Raw genomic sequence first — 18485 nt, forward strand, 5'->3', positions numbered from 1 at the left:
CCAGGTTTTGTATTTCTGAATAAGTGCGGTAATTGTTACCTGCCTTCGGGACCGCGGCCACAGCCTTCGGATTTCTTCGGAGGGTTGTTGCCGTCGGCCATTTTGTCGCCGAATTGGTCCAGACGGGAAGGATGCCCCGCAGGGCCATCGTTGTCGGGTTTATTATTTCTGCCTGCCATTCGTATCACCTCCACATGAGATAGAGTCTCATGCTGGCTGATTTTTATCCGCTGAGGCATTCGTATAATATTGGAGCCTTCAGAGAAACTAACTCTGTAATCGAGATATGTGGGGGCGAGGGTTGACGATGGATGATCAAGTGGTGCATTTGGACGATTTTTACGCGTTAAGGATTCATAGAGAAGGAAAATGCGGGGTCAACGGCGAAATTATTAGATTAAACACGAATTCCATACACCCGCCTACACATTTGTTCGATACTCCAAGCTTTGAGGATGCGGAGGCGTTAAAGGAATGGGCTGCCCGAGCCTTGCAGGCTTACCGGGAAGGGTAGATGAGAGAGGCTACTTTTTAAATGCCCCGACGATGTACAGCAATCCCAGAGTGGCCAGCATGCCGATCATGATGAACATGAGTCCGCTTATAAACAATATGGCTCCTGGAATAATAAAGCTGACAATCAACGTAATTCCGATGGCCCAAAGCATCGTTTGAAAGGTCAGCTTGATAAAACCCCAGACGAATAATGCCACAACCACTCCCATAGCCAGCTGCAAAAAGATCATAATGCTCCCCCCTTGCCTTATATATATGGGCTTAAGCGGGAGATCATGATACAAGCTTCACGAAAGAACAGGAATATCCAAGGATATTCCTGCATACGATGTAATCCGGCAGCTAACGAACGTATTCGATTCTATTCGAACAGCGGGAGGAGATAAGATGTCCACGGAAGGTTCCGCATTGAAAGGAACGGTGTACGGCATTTTGTTTACGCTTCCAATTTGGGGAGCTATCGCCTGGATTGTTTTTGAATGTTTGGATTAAATAGCTCGGGTATCTCTTTTCGTCAGGAGAGGTACCCGATTGTTCTATTGGTTACAGGTTTGATTCCGATTTGGAAATGGCTTTATTGGAGCGGAATGTAATTTTTGCCGACCCGTTCGGGTTTCCTTCCGCTTGGTATTGATAGGTTGTCGTATAATCAGGGGACGACTTATCTCCCGATTCGGAGATGAGCTTGCCCTCGCCGCCTACAATCCCTTTCACTTCATCAGATGTCATGCCCAAATTGATTTTGTCATATTTTTCTTTTGTCATAGTAGCTAGCGGGGCTGGGGTTGGAGTTGGCTGTACAGCATTTCCGCCGGAATGACTGCAGCCGATGCTGCTGCCGGCAATAACTGCTGCGAGCATAAGAACACTGATGGATTTTACCAAGTCTATCGCCTCCGAAGTACGGTTTTGGATTTTCAATATTGCTCTTGCTGTATTTGAAGCAATGTTCAATTCATCTCCAAACCGAATCGTAAATATACGGATTTCATGCTTTTTTAAAATTTTGTTTGACAACTGGGTAAAATAGGTGATATTATACAACTTGTCCCCTTCAAATATGAATGAGACATAATATATGCGGTCATGGCGGAATTGGCAGACGCGCACGGTTCAGGTCCGTGTGGGCTAACCCCCCGTGGAGGTTCGAGTCCTCTTGACCGCACCAACTATAACAAAACCACCATCTGATATCTCCGGATACCAGATGGTTTTTCATTTGGAGAGGCAGAGTGACATGCAATGATTATCCGTAACGCAGTTATTGAAGATGTTCCTTCTATTCTTACCATTTATAACGAGGCCATCCTGAACACCGTGGCAACCTTCGATACGGTTCCGCGTACTTTGGAGCAGCAGGAGACCTGGTTCAAGCAGCATGGCGATCGTTACCCGATTATCGTGGCAGAGCTGGGAGGGACGGTTGTAGGCTGGGCATCCCTTAACGCTTATTCGGATCGTCTGGCGTATGCTCGCACCTCTGAATTGTCCCTGTATATTCACCATGATTTTCGTGGGCAAGGCATTGGGAAGCAGCTGATGGAGAAGGTGCTTGAGGCCGGCAAACAGGCAGGGCTGCATACCGTCCTGTCCCGGATAGTGGAGGGCAATGACAGCAGCATTTACATTCACCGTACATACGGCTTCGACTATATCGGTGTCATGCGTGAAGTAGGCTTCAAATTCGATAAAATGCTGGACGTTATTCTTATGCAAAAAATGCTGTGATCGTTCATAAAGCCGCCGTTGGGCGGCTTTTTTTGCTTTGTACAACGGCTGTAGGGGGCTTGTACCGGCGGAGTACATTAGCAAACATTCAAATTAATCGTATTACCCGCTATTGTTTATCTAATGGAAGGCTCCCCTCCTGCATGTTATCCGGCAGCGAGCTTGGTATGAACAGACAGAGTAGTTGGAAAGGTCATGCTCAGGAAAAAGGTTGGTCGTCTGAAAAAAGTTGGTTGTCATTAGCCTTCTGTTAGGTTACAAAGTAAGTAGCTTACCTGGGTGCAAATGGCGGTTTTTCCCAGGATGCAGGTGGAGCTTGTCGGAGAAATCCGTTCCGCTGTATAATGACTACACCGATAGGGCGGAAATACCCGGACAACCCGTTTTTGTTCGACGAACGAAAGGCGGGTTGATTTATTTTCACATTTCGGGCGAAGCAGTTAGGGTTCACATTGGCTTTCTTGGTTCAAGAAAGATGTGTACGCCGGCTTGATCCTATAGAAGCACTTATCCCATTAATCGTGTAAGGAGTTCATAGGCGTATGGAAAAGACCTGGTATAATCGATTGCTGATGTCGTATTTTCCGATCTTGTTCATCACCGTTAGTATCATTATTTTTGTATCCGTTTCCATGATGAGCGAAATTTCCATTAAGGAGACCGAGAAGGCCAATCGGATTTTTGCCAAATATGTGATTGATTCTATGGAAACCTCGCTGAAGGCAGTGGAGCGGGTTATTTTGGAGGAAGCGGGGAACAGCGACGCCTTCTATGATTTTTTCGAGATGAAGAACAAATCGGAGGGGGGAATGGTTTACTACGAGACGTCCAAGGAGCTGCATAAAATTCTTGACGATAACCCGATGATTCAATCGATTTATTTGTATCGCGCTCAGGATCAGTTGGTGCTGACGACCAATGCGATTCAGCAGCTGGATAACTTCCAGGACAAGGAATTCGTCGAGGAATCCTTCGGCAATCCGAATAATACGGGGTGGTCCTCCGTTCGCATGTATTCCGGCCTCAGCCTGCAGCCTAAGGAGAAAGTCATTTCCATAAGCAAAAAGGCGCTGCTGCCTTTCGGCAATCAGGGCATTATCGTGGTCAACGTCAGGGTCAGCTCGCTTCTGCGCATCGTGGACGAAATGATCAACGCGGATATTACCTTCATGGATATTAGGGATGCAGGGGGGCAGCGGGTATATCCGGTCGAGCTTGAGGAAGACAAGTCGCTCTCGGCACAAGGAAGTGTCATAACGGATATTCATTCCGATGTCATCGGCTGGAATTTCGTCAGCGGCATTAAGGGAGGACGCATGTTCAACTGGGTCTCGGCCATCTCCCATATTTGGCTTGGCATCGGCATAGCGACCGTGCTGTTCAGCATTATCTATACCCTGTATGTAACACGCCGGAATTACAAGCCGATCGAAGGCATCATGCAGCAGATCAACAAATACCAGAGCCGCAGTGCGCCTAGAGGAAAAGGCGGCGACGAATTCTCGTTTATCGGCAAAGTGCTGGACAGTTTGATGGAGCAAACCAACCGTTACGAGAAGCAGTATCAGGAGGATTTGATCATTAGGCGCAAGCAGTTTTTCCTGGAATGGATTGGTGGACAGTCTCCGATGAGCCGGCAGGAATGGGCTGCCCATATGAACCGGTACAAGCTGCCGAGTTCTTATACTAGACTGATTGTTTGTGTCGCAGAAATCGACGGATTCCCGAATTTCCAGCAAAGCTACAGTGTGACCGACCAGAACCTGCTCAAATTTGCTTTGACCAATGTCGCCCAGGAGCTGGCGGATTCCGAATGGCTGACGGTCTGGGCGGAGTGGATATCCGACAAACGGCTGTCGATTCTGCTCATGCTGCATACGGAGGAGGACGCGAAGCTCGAGGGCGTGAGCGATTTGCTTGACCGCTTTCGGACTTGGGTGGCCGTGAATTTGAAGTTCTCCTTAACCGTCGGTGTCGGAAGGAGCACGGAGCAGTTAACGGAGGTATGTAATTCCTTCGAGGAGGCGGTCACAGCACTCCAATATAAAATGTCGCTCGGCAACAATCAGGTCATCCGTTATGAAGAAATAGCGGCGGCCGGCTCCGGAGATACTCATAAATATTTTCAGCTGATGGATGCAATGTGCCAGGAATTTCGAATCTCCGACAGCAGCTGGCAGCTTCATGTTGACCAGTTCGCAGAGTATTTGGAGCAGGATGTGCTGAAGGGAGCGGAGATCCACCATTTGCTGCAATATGGGGTTCGGCTGCTTGAGCGCACATTGGAGGGATTGTCGTCCGATATTATCGAATACTGGAGGCAGCATGTTCTTCCCCGGCTCACAGAGGCGCTGGATACTTCAGAGACAACAGAAGAGCTTCTTCCGATCGTCGTCTCCTCGCTTAAGCAGCTGCACGGACAATACGTATCCCTTCGGGATGCCAAAAATCATCATCAGCTGGCAAGCGACATTCGGCATTATATTGAAGACAACTATGCCAATCCGGACTTATCGCTGAATCTGATCTCGGACCAATTTAATGTGAACGGCAAATATTGCAGCCATTTGTTCAAGGAAGTGTACGGAATGAAATTCGTAGATTTTCTCATGAATTTACGGATGGAGCAGGCCAAGAAGCTGCTATTGCAAACCGAGCTGCCCTTGCAGGATATTTCGGAGAAAGTAGGGTATACCCATTCGATTTCATTCGGACGCACCTTCAAGAAGGTCGTCGGCGTCACTCCCGGGGATTACCGCAAATATATGCAAGCCGAGTAAGGTGCGGAAGGCTCCCATGGTCAGCATGAGGAGCTTTCTTTAGTTTTATACGCTGGTGAAGACGGCGGCTCGTCTATGCGATCCCAATAGGATTGTAAGCGGCTTAACGGAAGAAAGCTCCAATGGAGAGAGGCTTGAGAAATCCGCACGGGAGTAAGGAAGAGAGCACTTCGCAGAGAAAAGTTGGTCATAAGAAATCGGTTGGTCGTCAGGAATCAAGCGCTATCTGACAATCGGTTTATGCGGAAGAATCATGTTGGTTGACCCTTAGCCAGGGCGACCTGTATAACTTGAATTACATCCCGCCGGTCCTCCAATCGGGCGAAGCAAGTGCAAGACAGATATATCTAGGGGGACATGAAGGATATCTTAACGAAGCTCAGATGTAGAGGAGATGAATCACCTTGAAAAAGAAAGCGCTTAAACGAAACGCGGCATCCACATTGGCGGCAGTTACGGCATTCGGTTTATTGGTCGGTTGTACCAGCAACGGGGGTCAAACGCAATCAGGCTCGGCGGGAAGCGGCGGCAGCGGCTCTAAAGAGCAAGTGACTTTGAAGGTCGAAGTGTTCGACCGCGGCAATTCGCCGGCGGGTATGACCGTAACGAACAATTTGGTGACCAAATGGGTGCAGGAAGCGTTCGGCAATCCCAATAACATTAAATTGGAATTCGTCCCTGTCCCCCGGGCTCAGGAAGTAGATAAGCTGAACGTTTTGATGGCGAGCGGGGATGCTCCGGATATTGTGTTCACCTACGACCCGAATCTTGTATACAAATATGTGCAGCAGGGCGGCTTGATGGATCTGGGTAAATTGCTAGATGCAGGCGGCGCCAATCTGAAAAGCTATCTCGGTGAAGATACGCTGAATTACGGCAAATTTGACGGTAAGCAGTACGCTATCCCGGCCAAACGCGTGTATTTGGGCAAGTATTCCTCGATGATCCGGCAAGACTGGCTCGACAAGCTGGGTCTGCCGGTTCCGAAAACGACCGAGGAAGTATATAACACGCTGAAGGCATTCAAAGAGAAAAGTCCGGGCGGCAGCGGTACCATACCGTTAGGCTTCTCGCTGGCGCCGGCCTCCTATGAACCGATCATCTGGCCGTTTATTAAGAAAACGTCCGAGGAAGAACGCTATACGCTGATGCAGCTGCTGGGTTCGGGCGATAAGCCGACGCTGATGCCTGGACATAAGGAAGGCGTCAAATTCCTTAACAAGCTGTACAATGAGGGACTGATCTCGCCGGATTTCGCACTGGATAAAGATAAGAAGAAGCTGCAGCAGGACGTAATGACGGGCAAAGTAGGCTTGTACGCGGAGGACGCAGGGCAAAGCTACGGCACCGCCCCTGAAGTGGTAGGCATCCTGCAGAAGAACGTGCAAGGAGCCAAGATTACGCCTATCGATCCTTATACCAACGAGGAAGGCAAGCACTCCAAGCCTGCGTATCAACCGGCCGGGATGTATATCATGATTCCGAAGTCGAGCAAGAACGGCGAAGCGGCCATGAAATATTTGAACTGGATGGCGCAGAAGGATGTCCTGAACCGCCTTACTAACGGTGAGGAAGGGAAGAACTATACGCTTCAGGACGGACTTCCTATTCTGAAGGACGATGAAGCTACCAAAAATCTGCTGTATAACGCCGGAGATATGAGGCTGGTATCGAACGGATTGGATCTCGGCGACAAAACCAAAAACTTAAAAGCGATGGCGCTTGCGGCACCTGAGGCCTATCGTGCGGATGCAGCTATATCCTTCCAGAACGGATTGGCTGACGGGATCGCTCCGCTTCGCTTCGACCGTCCTATTCAAGCCGAGGTCAAGTACGGAAAAGTACTGCTGGACAAATACGAAGAAATGCTTGTCAAATGCATGATGGCCAAGCCGGAGGATTTTGACAAGGTTTACGACGCGATGCTGAAGGACTATATGTCCAGTGGCGGCGATGAAATCAAGAAAGAACGGACGGAAGCCTACAAATCGATGAAAAAGTAAACAACTTGGAAAATCCCTTGACTGGAAAAGCAAATAGATAGAACCCGGGAGGGGGCTCCGGCTCCCTTCCAAACGGGTTCGCAAGCAAACGGTTAGATGAGGCAGGAGGAGGCTTGAGAGAAGTGCGAGGTGCAGGAACTTATTTAAATCGTTATTGGCAGCTGTATGCCATGCTGATGCTGCCTATTGCTTACTTCCTTGTATTTAAGTACGGCCCGATGTACGGTGTGACGATTGCGTTCAAGGATTTCAACTTGTTTCAGGGCATCAACAAGAGCCCGTGGATCGGCTTGGATACGTTTGGCGAAATTTTCAAAATGGACGCGTTCTATGTTGCGCTGCGAAACACTTTTATGCTTAATTTTTTGGATTTGATCTTTTCGTTCCCCGCCCCGATTTTGCTGGCGCTGATGCTTAACGAGCTGGGCAGAGCCTGGTTCAAGAAGCTTTCCCAGACGATCCTGTACTTGCCGCATTTTATCTCCTGGGTTATTATCGGCGGCATTGTGTATCAGGCATTTTCTACGAACTCGGGTGTGGTTAACCATCTTCTCGGAAACATCGGAATCGGTCCGATTCCGTTTCTATCGGATAAATACTACTGGCTTGTTACGTACTTGGGCACAGGGATCTGGCAGAGCGCCGGATGGGGCACAATCATTTATTTGGCTGCTTTGACTGCCATCAACAAGGAGCTGTATGAAGCTGCTGATGTAGATGGAGCGGGACGGTTTGCAAAAATTTGGAACATTACCCTCCCGGGGATTCGATCTACGATCATCGTGCTGCTTATTTTGAAGCTGGGGGAAATGGTGCAGATCGGCTTTGACCGTCCTTTTGTTATCGGCAATGTGACGGTGGCGGAATTTTCCCAGGTGCTTAGCACGTTCGTATACAAAATCGGGATGCAGACAGGGGAATATTCCGTTGCTACGGCGGTCGGCTTCTTCCAGGCTGTCGTGGGGCTGGTGTTCATTCTGACCTCCAATTACATCTCCAAGAAAACAACTGACGAAGGCATTCTGTAGCCTTTTCCTCGTACAGAGAAAGGAGTACGTTTATGAACACGAAAATGGGCAATCGCCTGTTCGATGGAGTCAATACGGCGCTGCTGCTGGTCGCTCTGATCCTATGTCTGGCCCCCTTTCTGCATATCCTGTCAATATCTCTCAGCTCCAACAAGCCGATTATGTCGGGAGATGTGACGATTTTTCCGGTTGATCTGAATTGGGAGGCGTACAACCGGGTACTGGCTGATGCGGCGATGATCCGCTCTCTGGGCCTGTCGGTCGGACTTACGGTGCTGTTCACCGTTCTGTGCATGGTTATGACCATCTTTGCGGCCTACCCTTTAACCAAGACAGAGCTTAAGGGTCGCAAGGTGTTCATGTATATGATCGTATTTACGATGTTTTTCAGCGGAGGGATCATCCCCGAATACATTCTGGTGAAGGAGCTTCATCTGGTCAATACCATTTGGTCGCTGATTTTGCCGCTGCTGGTAAATCCGTTCTACCTTATTATATTAATCACGTTTTTTAACGGCATTCCCAAGAGCTTGGAGGAGTCGGCGGAGCTGGACGGAAGCTCTCATTTCGGAACGCTGATCCGGATTATTCTGCCTTTGTCGATGCCTGCCATTGCAACGCTAAGTTTGTTCTATGCGGTCAACCGCTGGAACGGCTTTATGGACTCGTTATTTTACATCACCGACCCGAACCTGTATCCGCTTCAGCTGAAGCTGTATCAGATGATTATGAACAGCATGATGACCGATCAGATGCAGATGGAGGGCGCGCAGATCGTGCAAATTTTGCCGGAGAGCCTGAAGGCTGCCAGCATTGTGGTGGCGACGCTGCCTATTCTGGTCGTGTATCCGTGGCTGCAGCGGTATTTTGTGTCCGGGATTATGCTTGGCTCGGTCAAAGGATAAGCGCCGGTTATTAGGGCAACGAATACTGCGGAAAGTATTGCGGGAAGAGTAAGTTCTTACAGAGATCGTTCGTTAGGTAATACACAATGGAGGGGAGCAGAAATGCTGGATAAGGGAGAATACTCGTTTTCGACCTGCTGGAATATTAAGCGGCACATGGTCGGAAGGGAGATGGTGGAGGAGATCCGGTCACTCGGATTTCGTTATGTCGAGCTGAACTATAATGTGACCGACGAGCTTATGACTACGATTGAACCGATGATTGAAAAAGGGGAAATTGGAGTATCCAGCGTGCACAACGTGTTTCCTCATATTGCCGACAAGGATTATGATACCGATTCGGTCATGCTCGGCTTCGACGACGAGGCGAAGCGGGAACGGTCCGTTGAGCTGCTGATCCGGTCAATGGAATATGCTCACCGGTACGGGGCCAAAGCGGTCGTAGTCCATCCGGGAGAGGTTCCGTTCGAGTACAACATAGACTCCGAGCTGAAGAAGGTCTATCGCGAGGAAGGCAAGGAGTCGGCGGCGTACCGTGGGCTGTGGGCGCAGATGCTGGAGCGGAGGGAGAGGCTCAGCCCGATTTATACGAAGCGGATTCAGGAAAGTCTGGAGAAGGCGAGCGAGCATGCCGCACAACGGGGCTGGAACGTCGCCATTGGCATAGAGACGCGTTCGCGCTGCTATCAGATGCCGACGCTGATGGAGGCGAAGACGATCTGTGATAGCCTGCAGGGAGCGCCTGTCTATCTGTGGTACGATATCGGTCATGCGACCATGATGGAGCGGATGGGCTTGTATGATAACGCCGCCGAGCTGGAGCAGGTTAAGCGCTATATCTACGGCGTCCATATTCATGAGACGCTGGAGCTGTCCGACCATTGGTGTCCCTATGTGCACAGCAACGATCTTACAGGCTTTGACCGTTTCCTGGGGGCTATCGAACAGGCGAAGGTGAAGGTGTATGAGCTGAAAGCCGCTTGCCAGCCGGGCGAAATCGGGGAAAGCCACCGGATTATTACCGGCAAGCTGGATGGTTTGAGAGGGTAGGTGGGAGATTTCATGGACCGCGAGCTGGCTCTGAAATATGCGCCTGTGCTGTATTTCGATCATCGGGAGCCGTTTTATCCGGTTAGAGTAGGAGTAACTGTATTTCGGGAGCCGGGGGAATCCCCGTCATTTCGCAGAAAAATACGGTTCACGAATGATACAGCCTGCGTAATCGAATATGCCATTTACTGGGACTACGATATTCAGCATTTGTACGAGCTCGAGCATGTATGGATTTATGTGGGGCAGGATGGGGAGGTCGCGGATGCGGAAGCCAGCTTCCACGGCAAATATTTGAAATCGCTGCTGCCTGGGCGAAGTAATGTCGAGGGGACGCAGGTCCGGCTGTATTCTCAGCCGGGCAAGCATGCCTTTTCGCCGCTGCCCGAGCTGTTCGAGCTCTTGCCGGGCATGCGGTCGTCGGTGAATGAAGACGCCGGCATCGACGGCCTGACGGTACCAGAGATGTTCTGTAGCCGGGTTGCTGCGGATGCGGCGATCCATTGGCTGGTCGAGCGGCATTTGCGTTCGCTGGCATTTGAGCCGTCGATGCAGTTCGAAGCGTATCACATCCCTGATGGGCTGTTCGTAGATTGGGCTGACTTGGCAGAGGAAATCCCGGTTCGCATAGAACGGGAATTGGAACGCCTAAGAGCAAAGTACTTAGCATGATGTAACCAGAAGAGGAGAGAGCCATGGATTCGACATATAAGAAGCTGGTCCTATTATATGATGACGTGACGCAAGCGACCTTGGGCAAGCAGGTAAAGGACGCTTCGAACAAATATGCGGGCGGTATTATGGATGATTCGGGCATCCCGCGGCCGAACCACGGCGGCACGCCTAGTGTGATGGCCTATTGGGCATGCGCATTGGTTAACCCGGATTCAAGGTATTATCATGATCCGGAGCTTCTTAAGGCCCTGGATCTGGCGGCCGATTTCATGCTGAACCGCCAGCATGCGGACGGGACCGTGTCGCTCGGCTCGACGAACTTCAACTCGCCTCCCGACACCGGTTTCGTCGTAGGGGGAGTGACCCAAATGTACCAGCTGCTGCACAGGCACAGCTGGACCGCCGTACAGCCGACGGCAGAGAAGCTGCGGCGGTTTCTGGAGCGGACGATCCCCGCTATGCTGACGGGCGGCTGCCATACGCCGAATCACCGCTGGGTGCTTACGGCGGCGCTGTCGCTGCTCTACGAGATATTTCCGCTGCCGGGGCTTGTAGCAAGGGCTGAGGAATGGCTCGCGGAAGGACTTGACATCACGGAGGACGGCGAATGGACCGAGCGCAGTAACGGCATTTACAATGCCGTCAGCGATATTGCGCTCTATCATACGGGCCGCGTGCTGGGCAGACCAGAGCTGCTGGAGGCGGTCCGCCGCAATCTGCGCATGATGGTATACCTCATTCATCCTTCCGGCGAAATTGTCACCGACTATTCCGGCCGACAGGATTTCGGCCATCCGTATCACCTGGGTACGTATTTTCTCTCCTACCGGCTGATGGCGGCACTCGATAAGGACCCGTTATTTGCCGCAATGTCCGATTGTGCCGGGTCCTGCATTAGCGGACCGGAAGGCGTAAATAACAACGCTCTGCTGCAGCTGCTGCTGTATCACGAGCTGACGGATATAAGCGGTTTAGAGCGTGCCGCGCTGCCGGATCATTACGTCAAGGTGATCAATGGCTCACATCCGATTCGGGAGCATCTCGAAGCTATCGATTCGGTAGGTCATCATATGAAAATCCAGCACAGCAGCATGCATCTGGCGTTCGGTGCCCCGCTCGTCCGCATTCGGGAGCGGGAGACCAGCGTCACGATCATGACGAGGACGCCGTCGTTCTTTTCTCTGCGGCACGGCGAGGTGAGGCTGCTCGGCTTGAAGCTGTCCACGTCCTTTTCACCAGGTATTGTGAAGTTTGATGAGCTGTCCGTTAGCGAAACCGGCTATACGTTGGATATTACGATGGAAAAAGGCTATACAGGACCAATCCCGAAGCACCTGCTTCCGGAAGGGCGCACACAGCTCAGCCCTTGGTATTTGCTTCCGCACCAGCATAGGCCGCTGACGCATGTACAGTCCCACCGTTTGAGAGCAGAGCTGACCCCAGGGGAAGCGGAATGGACTCTTCGAACCGTCCCGGATGACAGGGAGGATGTATTGACTCAGCTGACATTTATTCTAGGCGCTGAAGGCAAGCTGGAAGGCGAGGGCTTGGAAGCGATCGGCGAAGGGCGATATGTGCTGACAAACGGTGCCGCACGCTATTCGGCTGGGGCTCACGCGATCGAGCTCTCTCCCGGGGGGCGCGAGCATTTCGTGACGGAGGTCCGCGAGGACAGCCATCCGGCAGGCTGCCAATATGTCCATCTGAACTGGGTGACGCCGTTCGATAAAACCGTCAGGATCCGATTGCTTTAAAAGGAGGGTGGGTATGACGCATTACTTTCATGAGCAAGAAAGCGTCGCATCGCGGTTCGGCGATGACGATGCAGCCATCCTGAAGGTTTTGGCCGAACGGTACGTGGGTGCCAATCCCCAGGCAGGTTTCACCTATCGGGCGTTTTACGCTTCCGGCATATTGCAAAATGAGGAGGGGCTCTATGAGCTTGATCTGGCCCGGCGGTTTCCAGCTGCATTGCCCGGGCAGACGGCCTACGCCTGCGCGCTCGTATGGAGCGATGGGGAACGCAATCTTGATTTGCTGATTCGCTGTCTCGGTCCTGTGCGATTTTACTTTAACGGGGAGCTGGCCTACCGGTCGAATGTTATAGACGAGATGAAACCGGATACCAGCGCCAAGCTGAATTTGAATTTCGTCAAAGGCTGGAATGCGCTGTTCCTCTCGTTTCGCTGTACGGCTGCCGGCTTCGGCTGCCTGATTGGAGCGGACGAGGCCAAGGTCCGCATTCTGAACGTGCTGTCCCCATTCTCCGAACGGCAGGGACAGGCAGGATGGGCCTTCTCGGAGCCGGTGAAGGAAGACCTCATTCCACAGGGATGGGGCGTGCCGGAACTGCTTGGAGCCGAATATCCTTCTGACATACGCTGGCTGCCACGGATACAGTGGGATGAAGAGGGGCGAAGGCTTCCGACGCTGGAGCGGTTGTTCGGCAGGAGGCCTGGGAGCCAGGCCTATGTCTGGACCAAGCTGGACTGTTCCCGCATGACAGGGGAGTGGGTCACGCTTGAGGGGAGCTCGTCTGGTCCGGCCGAGGTATGGGTAGACGGCGATCTTGTCTTAGCCGTCGAGGCCTCTCACGGAGGCCCCTTCGCGGGCCGCTTCCGGCTGACGGCGGGCAAGCACGATCTCCTTGTTCGCAGCGTTTGCGGCGAGGCATCATGGGATTGTTCGCTGCAGGTTACGGGAGAGGGAACGAGCCGTCCCGAGCTGGCAGCCCCGATCCCGGTGCTTGGAGCAGAAACGCCATGGCTGTACGCGGGACCTTTCGACGCGGAGCTGGAGCTTCCGTACGAGGAATGGGTTCGTACGGATCGACTGTACCCGCTGGATTCGTCAGCGGTTATAAGTGTCGGTGCTGCTGATGCCGTTCAGCCGTCTGCCGATAGCTGGACGTATTGGCAGCTGGATCTGCCGGATGCCTGGATTCGTCCTTATTATGAGAACTCCATGCTGAGCAATAAATGGACCGTTGGGAACGTGACGAACTATGCACGCTGGGATTATCCCCTTGGCGTCACGGTCTACGGGCTGCTGCAGACGGGACGATGGCTGCAGCGGCCCGATTTGGTCCGGTATGCGGCTGAGCATGTGCAGGCATGCACCGATTTGTACGAGTACTCGCTATGGGACCGTGAGCGATACGGCTTCCCGGCCATCAATCAGCAGCTCGTCATGATGAAGATGCTGGATAACTGCGGCTCATTCGGCTCCGCCATGCTCGAAGCGTTTCGCGATTGCGGGGACTTAAGGTTTCTTCCCGTAGCGGACCGGATCGCGGATTTCATGCTGAACCGGTTGGAGCGCAAGGAGGATGGAGCCTTCTACCGCGTATGTGCAGATGAATACTCGGAGAATACGATATGGGCCGACGACTTGTATATGAGCACGCCGTTCCTGTGCCGGTTCGCTCAAGTAACCGGGAGGCCGGAAGCGCTGGATGAAGCGGCTCGGCAGTTCCTGTTGTTCCGCAGCTATTTGTTCTTGCCCAAAGAGCGCATCATGTCCCACGTGTATGATTTCAAATATGGGGCTGCGACCGGTATCCCTTGGGGGCGCGGCAATGGCTGGACGCTGTTCTCGTTATCCGAGGTACTGGAGGCGCTGCCGGAAGATCATGCGCTGCGTCCGGAGCTGCTCGGCTTCTTCCGCGAGCTGTGCGAAGGGTATGCTGCGCTTCAGGCGGATAGCGGGCTGTGGCATCAGGTGCTGAATGATCCGGAGGCCTATGAGGAGGCATCGTGCACGGCGATGTTCGCGTATGCCTTCGCACGAGGAGTCCGCTTCAAATGGCTGCGTGATCCGCAGCGCTTTACTGCCGCTGCTTTCAAGGCATGGGCGGGCTTAACCCGGTGCGCCATCGACCGGCAGGGCAATGTTCACGGCGTGTGCAGCGGCTCGCGGTATGCCTTTACACCGGATTACTACAAGTATGATTTATTGACCGTAACCAACGATAATCACGGGATAGGCATCATGATGCTTGCGGGAACCGAAATCGCCAAGCTGAAGCGGTATCTGGCGGAGGCGAAGCAGAGCGCTGTATAACAGCTCTGCAATTCCTTATCCCCTTATGAAAAAGGCCCCTTGTTGTTCGAGGGGTCAGGGTTGTTGAATAAACCAATAGTTCACGCAAAATAGGTTTTTCAACAGAACCAGGCCCATGAAGTCTAAGGGGCCTTTTTCATGCTTCTTCTCGTCCTCCAGGCAGCCGCACAGTAACCTCCGTTCCGGATTCATCCGAGGTAATCGACAATGTGCCGGAGTGCAGCGCAACAATCTCCGAGCAAATCGCCAGACCTAGACCGGTTCCTTCGCCTTGGGGATGAACCTGATAAAACTTCTCCATGACCCTCGATAAATGCGCTTCAGGAATGATCACTCCCTGGTCATGAATCCTTATGCCAAGATAGCCCGATTCCTCTTCTGTTATCGTAACCCTAATAGCCGTATCGGAATAAGCGAATTTGATTGCGTTGTCCGCAATATTGAGAAAGACCTGCTTCAGCCGGTTTTCATCCCCCGGAATTAGTATGGGTCCGTCGATGCCCTCCTCATCGTATATGAATGTGACTTGTTTGGATTTCGCTTTTGCCGCTAATTGCAGCACCACTTCATTCAATAGCTGAGGCAGATCAACCTGCTGAACCTCCAAAGCCAGCTGCTTCTGCTCCAGCCGGGAGAAATCGAGAAGCTCCTCTACAAGCCCGACCAAGCGGTCCGTCTCCTTGGAGATGACCTTAAGCCCGGTTCTTGTTTCCTCATGATCCTTCATATCGCCCAGCAGGATCGTCTCGCTCCAACCCTTGATGCTGGTTAAGGGGGTCCGCAGCTCGTGGGAGATCGAAGAGATGAAGTCGTTTTTGAGCTGATCGCTTTTTACGATTTCCTGCGCCATGTAATTCAAGGTTTTGGCCAGATCCCCTAATTCGTATTTAAAGCCTTCGTCGACCCGGGTATCGAGCCGGCCCTTGGCCATTAAGGCGGAAGCGGCTGTAATCCGGTTAATCGGCTTTACGATCGAGTTGGCCAGCCCCAGGCTGATTAAGGAAACGGTAGCCAGAATGACCAAGCCGATGAGCAGGGCGATATTAGTCAGATTGCGGATGACATGATCGACCTCCTCCAAGGAAGTGACGTAGCGAAGCAGGGCGATGGGCTGTCCATTCCACTCCAGCGGCGTAGAGACGGCCAGCACCCTTTCTCCGGTATTTGCATTCCTGCCAATCCAGCGGCTCGTATCGCCTTGTGCGGCGGACTTTACATCCTTGGTCCTGATCTGCTCATGGACGGCGAATCCGCTGGTGCTTGCCAGCACCATCCCTTGATTGCTCAGAATCTGAAGCTCCGCATTATCGTGCGCGAAGGATTCGATCACCTCAGGAAGCTGGCTGTCGAACATGAGCACGTTCAGATTATTATGGAACTTGTTGTAGAAGGAAGCGGACACCTGAGCGTGGTTGCTCAAATTGCTCGCTATGCTGTTATAGTAAAAGGTTCTGACCGAATACAGGAAGACACTCTCGGCCAATATTAAGGTCAGCAGCACGACAAGCACATAGTGGGAAACGACGACTCTTTTGATTCCTTTACGTTTCATGACCCATATCCTTCCACCTGTAGCCAAGCCCCCAGACCGTTTCGATAAAGGCCGGCTTGGAAGGATCGTCTTCAATCTTTTGCCGGACACGGCGAATATTGACGTCGACCATTTTCGGATCGCCAATGTAGTTGGCTCCCCATACTTCGTCCAGCAGCTTGTCGCGGCTTAAAGGAATGTTGGGATGCTCCATAAACATGCAGATCAAAGCGAGCTCGGTAGGCGTCACATCGATGACGGAGCCGTTCTTCCTGAACTCCCGCAGCTCCTTATGAAGCTCAAAAGGGCCGGAGCGGAGTATGTCATGCTGGACGGGTGTCCAGCTTTGAAGCTGAACGCGGCGCAGCAAGGATTGTACCCTCGCCATTAATTCGCCGGGACTGAACGGCTTGCTTATATAATCGTCGGCTCCAAGAGAGAGACCGAATATTTTATCTTTCTCCTGAACCTTGGCGGTCAAAAAGATAATGCCCACCCGTTCGTTAGCTTCGCGGATTTGCCGGCATACCTCGAAGCCGTCAGGTCCTGGCACCATGACATCGAGCAGCGCCACTCCAAGATCGGGATGCCGGCGGAACTGCTGCAGCGCTTCTTCACCGGTCGCGGCTTCGATACTATGGAATCCTTCTCTTTTCAAATTGACGACAATGAAGCTTCGGATGGATTCCTCATCTTCAAGAATCAGCACTTTATTCATGGGAACCCCCCTTTTGCTCAAGCTCTATTACAGAATGAAATTGTTGGACGTACGGCCTGCTTTGTTCGGTTAGATGCAAGAGAGTGACTGTTTTTTCGGTTCTTCCAATTTCCTGCCATCCGGGATCGGCGTCGTTCCTGTTTTCGCTCGGAATCGTCTTCCATTCGACGAGAGCTTCATCCCGATCTAGAGCCAGGAAGCGAATCGCATTCCCTTCGGGATCCCTTGCAACACGGAAGGAGTCGTTCCATTCGGCCGGAATATCGAAATAAAAGCTGTTGGTATAATCATAATAGCGCTTATATAGCGGCTGCTTCTCCAACCCCTGCTGACCGTCCCAACGGTAATATTCGGTAATCCACGGCGTAGTGGCGTATGATTCCTCCTCCGAGCCCTTCGGTGCAACGAGAAGCCCGATTTCCATAATGCCGTCTCCGTTATAATCGCCGCTTTTGGTAGACCCCGGGTTAAAGGGAGCTTTGTCACCGGGGAATGCTTTGACAAGCTGACCGCCATCAAAATAAACCAGCTGCGTGCTGGACGAGTGAGCCCCAAGTCCGGCGTCAAGCAGCATGCCTTTCTTTGACTCGGTAACATTTCCTGCAGCGATGTTGTAATACCCGTTCACATAGGGGTCCAGCTCTACGGTTCCGATGGCTTGAAACTGCCGTGAATATTGGACCGTTGTTAACTTGGCGGCAACGCCGCGATCCATAGTTAAAATCGTTATATCCTTCACCTGGTCTTGATTCAGATCGTCCACGACCATTTCCGTATAAGGAGTCTGATACAGCTTGGTTAGCTGCTGTCCGTCCAAGTGGTAGATGACGAGGCCCTTATTGATTTTGGCGCCGCCGGAATAACCGACCAACAGGTCTGTGACGCCGTCCTGGGTGACGTCCTCGAATAGAAGGGTATCGAGCTCATACCCGTCGCCTTCAAATTCGCTCAGCAGCCTCCAGCTGTCGCCATTCTTTTGCCAGAGCATGCCTTTGATGCGGATTTCTTTATCGGGTGTCTGATAGAACACGACCGCTTCAGGCGTGCCGTCGTTATCGAGATCCTTAATATAGATGGAGCCGGTATCGGCCGACTTCTTGGGACGGATAATAGAGGCTCCGCTGGGCAGCGCCGATTGAATCATCTGCTTCAAGCTTTCCTTCTCTTCCGGAAGCTTGGGCATTCGCATATAGGATTGCGGATCATTGGACAGCGAGCATCCGCTGATCAGGACTGTCAGAATCATGAGCAGCAGGATAGTGGGCCAAGATTTGGCTAGCAAGTTGATTTCGCCTACTTTCTGTTTGGCTGGAGGGGTGTACCCTCACCGGAGCCTATTGGCAGTGAGTCAAGCTTCACAGGTTTCCAAGAGACTCCGGGGCCCGCCACGGATCATAACGATTATAACAGCTAATCCATGGCCAAAGAGTAACAAACTCATTACATTTTGCCAGGAAGCTTATGGGAATTAGGGAGGGTGTGATATAAA

Annotated in this window: 16 protein-coding genes and 1 tRNA gene; 11 read left to right on the forward strand and 6 right to left on the reverse strand. The window is 52.0% G+C overall.

All coding sequences use genetic code 11. The annotated features are described in order from the left end of the window. Nucleotides 1–35: 35 nt before the first annotated feature. Nucleotides 36–179, reverse strand: a complete 144-nt coding sequence (locus B1728_RS36085; protein ID WP_179135855.1) for a hypothetical protein — start codon at nt 177–179, stop codon at nt 36–38. A 128-nt stretch (nt 180–307) separates the two neighbouring features. Here B1728_RS36085 and B1728_RS03000 point away from each other — a divergent pair, with 128 nt between their 5' ends. Next, nucleotides 308–514, forward strand: a complete 207-nt coding sequence (locus tag B1728_RS03000) for a hypothetical protein (protein ID WP_079908673.1) — start codon at nt 308–310, stop codon at nt 512–514. 10 nt (nt 515–524) lie between these two features. Here B1728_RS03000 and B1728_RS03005 read toward each other — a convergent pair whose 3' ends face one another. Both B1728_RS03005 and B1728_RS03010 read right to left on the reverse strand, forming a co-directional pair. After that, nucleotides 525–746, reverse strand: a complete 222-nt coding sequence (locus B1728_RS03005; protein ID WP_079908674.1) for a hypothetical protein — start codon at nt 744–746, stop codon at nt 525–527. A 313-nt stretch (nt 747–1059) separates the two neighbouring features. After that, nucleotides 1060–1401, reverse strand: coding sequence for a hypothetical protein (locus B1728_RS03010; RefSeq protein ID WP_144027737.1), 342 nt, complete (start codon nt 1399–1401; stop codon nt 1060–1062). 195 nt (nt 1402–1596) lie between these two features. Here B1728_RS03010 and B1728_RS03015 point away from each other — a divergent pair. From B1728_RS03015 to B1728_RS03060, 10 genes are all read left to right on the forward strand, one after another. Further along, a tRNA-Leu gene (locus B1728_RS03015) sits at nt 1597–1684 on the forward strand. Between the two features lie 74 nt (nt 1685–1758). Beyond that, complete coding sequence (locus B1728_RS03020) at nt 1759–2244, forward strand: GNAT family N-acetyltransferase (protein ID WP_079908676.1); 486 nt, start codon at nt 1759–1761, stop codon at nt 2242–2244. Between the two features lie 542 nt (nt 2245–2786). Next, nucleotides 2787–5024 carry a helix-turn-helix domain-containing protein gene (locus tag B1728_RS03025; protein WP_079908677.1) on the forward strand — a complete coding sequence of 746 codons (2238 nt, stop codon included), beginning with the start codon at nt 2787–2789 and terminating at the stop codon, nt 5022–5024. A gap of 404 nt (nt 5025–5428) precedes the next feature. After that, on the forward strand, nt 5429–7027 hold the full coding sequence (locus B1728_RS03030; protein ID WP_256865204.1) for an extracellular solute-binding protein: 1599 nt from the start codon (nt 5429–5431) through the stop codon (nt 7025–7027). Between the two features lie 170 nt (nt 7028–7197). Continuing rightward, nucleotides 7198–8055, forward strand: a complete 858-nt coding sequence (locus B1728_RS03035; RefSeq protein WP_079908975.1) for an ABC transporter permease — start codon at nt 7198–7200, stop codon at nt 8053–8055. Nucleotides 8056–8087: 32 nt separating this feature from the next. Then, nucleotides 8088–8960, forward strand: coding sequence for a carbohydrate ABC transporter permease (locus B1728_RS03040; protein WP_079908678.1), 873 nt, complete (start codon nt 8088–8090; stop codon nt 8958–8960). Between the two features lie 102 nt (nt 8961–9062). Next, a complete protein-coding gene (locus B1728_RS03045; RefSeq protein ID WP_079908679.1) occupies nt 9063–10010 on the forward strand; it encodes a sugar phosphate isomerase/epimerase family protein in 948 nt (315 codons plus the stop codon). A gap of 12 nt (nt 10011–10022) precedes the next feature. Next, the gene (locus B1728_RS03050) at nt 10023–10682 is read left to right on the forward strand and encodes a hypothetical protein (protein ID WP_079908680.1); all 660 of its coding nucleotides are present in this window, start codon (nt 10023–10025) and stop codon (nt 10680–10682) included. Between the two features lie 23 nt (nt 10683–10705). Further along, nucleotides 10706–12439 carry a hypothetical protein gene (locus B1728_RS03055; RefSeq protein ID WP_079908681.1) on the forward strand — a complete coding sequence of 578 codons (1734 nt, stop codon included), beginning with the start codon at nt 10706–10708 and terminating at the stop codon, nt 12437–12439. 13 nt (nt 12440–12452) lie between these two features. Continuing rightward, entirely contained in the window at nt 12453–14747 is a 2295-nt protein-coding gene (locus tag B1728_RS03060) for a glycoside hydrolase family 88/105 protein (protein ID WP_079908682.1), read from the forward strand. Between the two features lie 136 nt (nt 14748–14883). Here B1728_RS03060 and B1728_RS03065 read toward each other — a convergent pair whose 3' ends face one another. From B1728_RS03065 to B1728_RS03075, 3 genes are read right to left on the reverse strand one after another with little or no spacing between them, the layout of a single operon-like run. After that, entirely contained in the window at nt 14884–16299 is a 1416-nt protein-coding gene (locus tag B1728_RS03065; protein ID WP_079908683.1) for a sensor histidine kinase, read from the reverse strand. Then, complete coding sequence (locus tag B1728_RS03070) at nt 16289–16996, reverse strand: response regulator transcription factor (protein WP_079908684.1); 708 nt, start codon at nt 16994–16996, stop codon at nt 16289–16291. Before B1728_RS03070 ends, B1728_RS03065 begins: the two co-directional genes overlap by 11 nt. Further along, a complete protein-coding gene (locus B1728_RS03075) occupies nt 16989–18278 on the reverse strand; it encodes an FG-GAP repeat domain-containing protein (protein WP_079908685.1) in 1290 nt (429 codons plus the stop codon). Before B1728_RS03075 ends, B1728_RS03070 begins: the two co-directional genes overlap by 8 nt. Nucleotides 18279–18485 lie beyond the last annotated feature (207 nt).

Origin of the sequence: Paenibacillus sp. 32352 (genome assembly GCF_002042965.1) — a bacterium.
Classification (GTDB): Bacteria; Bacillota; Bacilli; order Paenibacillales; family NBRC-103111; genus Paenibacillus_S; species Paenibacillus_S vulneris.

Coding starts and splice junctions, on each gene's coding strand:
- B1728_RS03040 (WP_079908678.1), top strand. CDS start 8,088: ATGAACACGAAAATGGGCAATCGCCTGTTCGATGGAGTCAATACGGCG.
- B1728_RS03060 (WP_079908682.1), top strand. CDS start 12,453: ATGACGCATTACTTTCATGAGCAAGAAAGCGTCGCATCGCGGTTCGGC.
- B1728_RS03025 (WP_079908677.1), top strand. CDS start 2,787: ATGGAAAAGACCTGGTATAATCGATTGCTGATGTCGTATTTTCCGATC.
- B1728_RS03065 (WP_079908683.1), bottom strand. CDS start 16,299: ATGAAACGTAAAGGAATCAAAAGAGTCGTCGTTTCCCACTATGTGCTT.
- B1728_RS03055 (WP_079908681.1), top strand. CDS start 10,706: ATGGATTCGACATATAAGAAGCTGGTCCTATTATATGATGACGTGACG.
- B1728_RS03000 (WP_079908673.1), top strand. CDS start 308: ATGGATGATCAAGTGGTGCATTTGGACGATTTTTACGCGTTAAGGATT.
- B1728_RS03020 (WP_079908676.1), top strand. CDS start 1,759: ATGATTATCCGTAACGCAGTTATTGAAGATGTTCCTTCTATTCTTACC.
- B1728_RS03035 (WP_079908975.1), top strand. CDS start 7,198: ATGCTGATGCTGCCTATTGCTTACTTCCTTGTATTTAAGTACGGCCCG.
- B1728_RS36085 (WP_179135855.1), bottom strand. CDS start 179: ATGGCAGGCAGAAATAATAAACCCGACAACGATGGCCCTGCGGGGCAT.
- B1728_RS03050 (WP_079908680.1), top strand. CDS start 10,023: ATGGACCGCGAGCTGGCTCTGAAATATGCGCCTGTGCTGTATTTCGAT.
- B1728_RS03005 (WP_079908674.1), bottom strand. CDS start 746: ATGATCTTTTTGCAGCTGGCTATGGGAGTGGTTGTGGCATTATTCGTC.
- B1728_RS03045 (WP_079908679.1), top strand. CDS start 9,063: ATGCTGGATAAGGGAGAATACTCGTTTTCGACCTGCTGGAATATTAAG.
- B1728_RS03070 (WP_079908684.1), bottom strand. CDS start 16,996: ATGAATAAAGTGCTGATTCTTGAAGATGAGGAATCCATCCGAAGCTTC.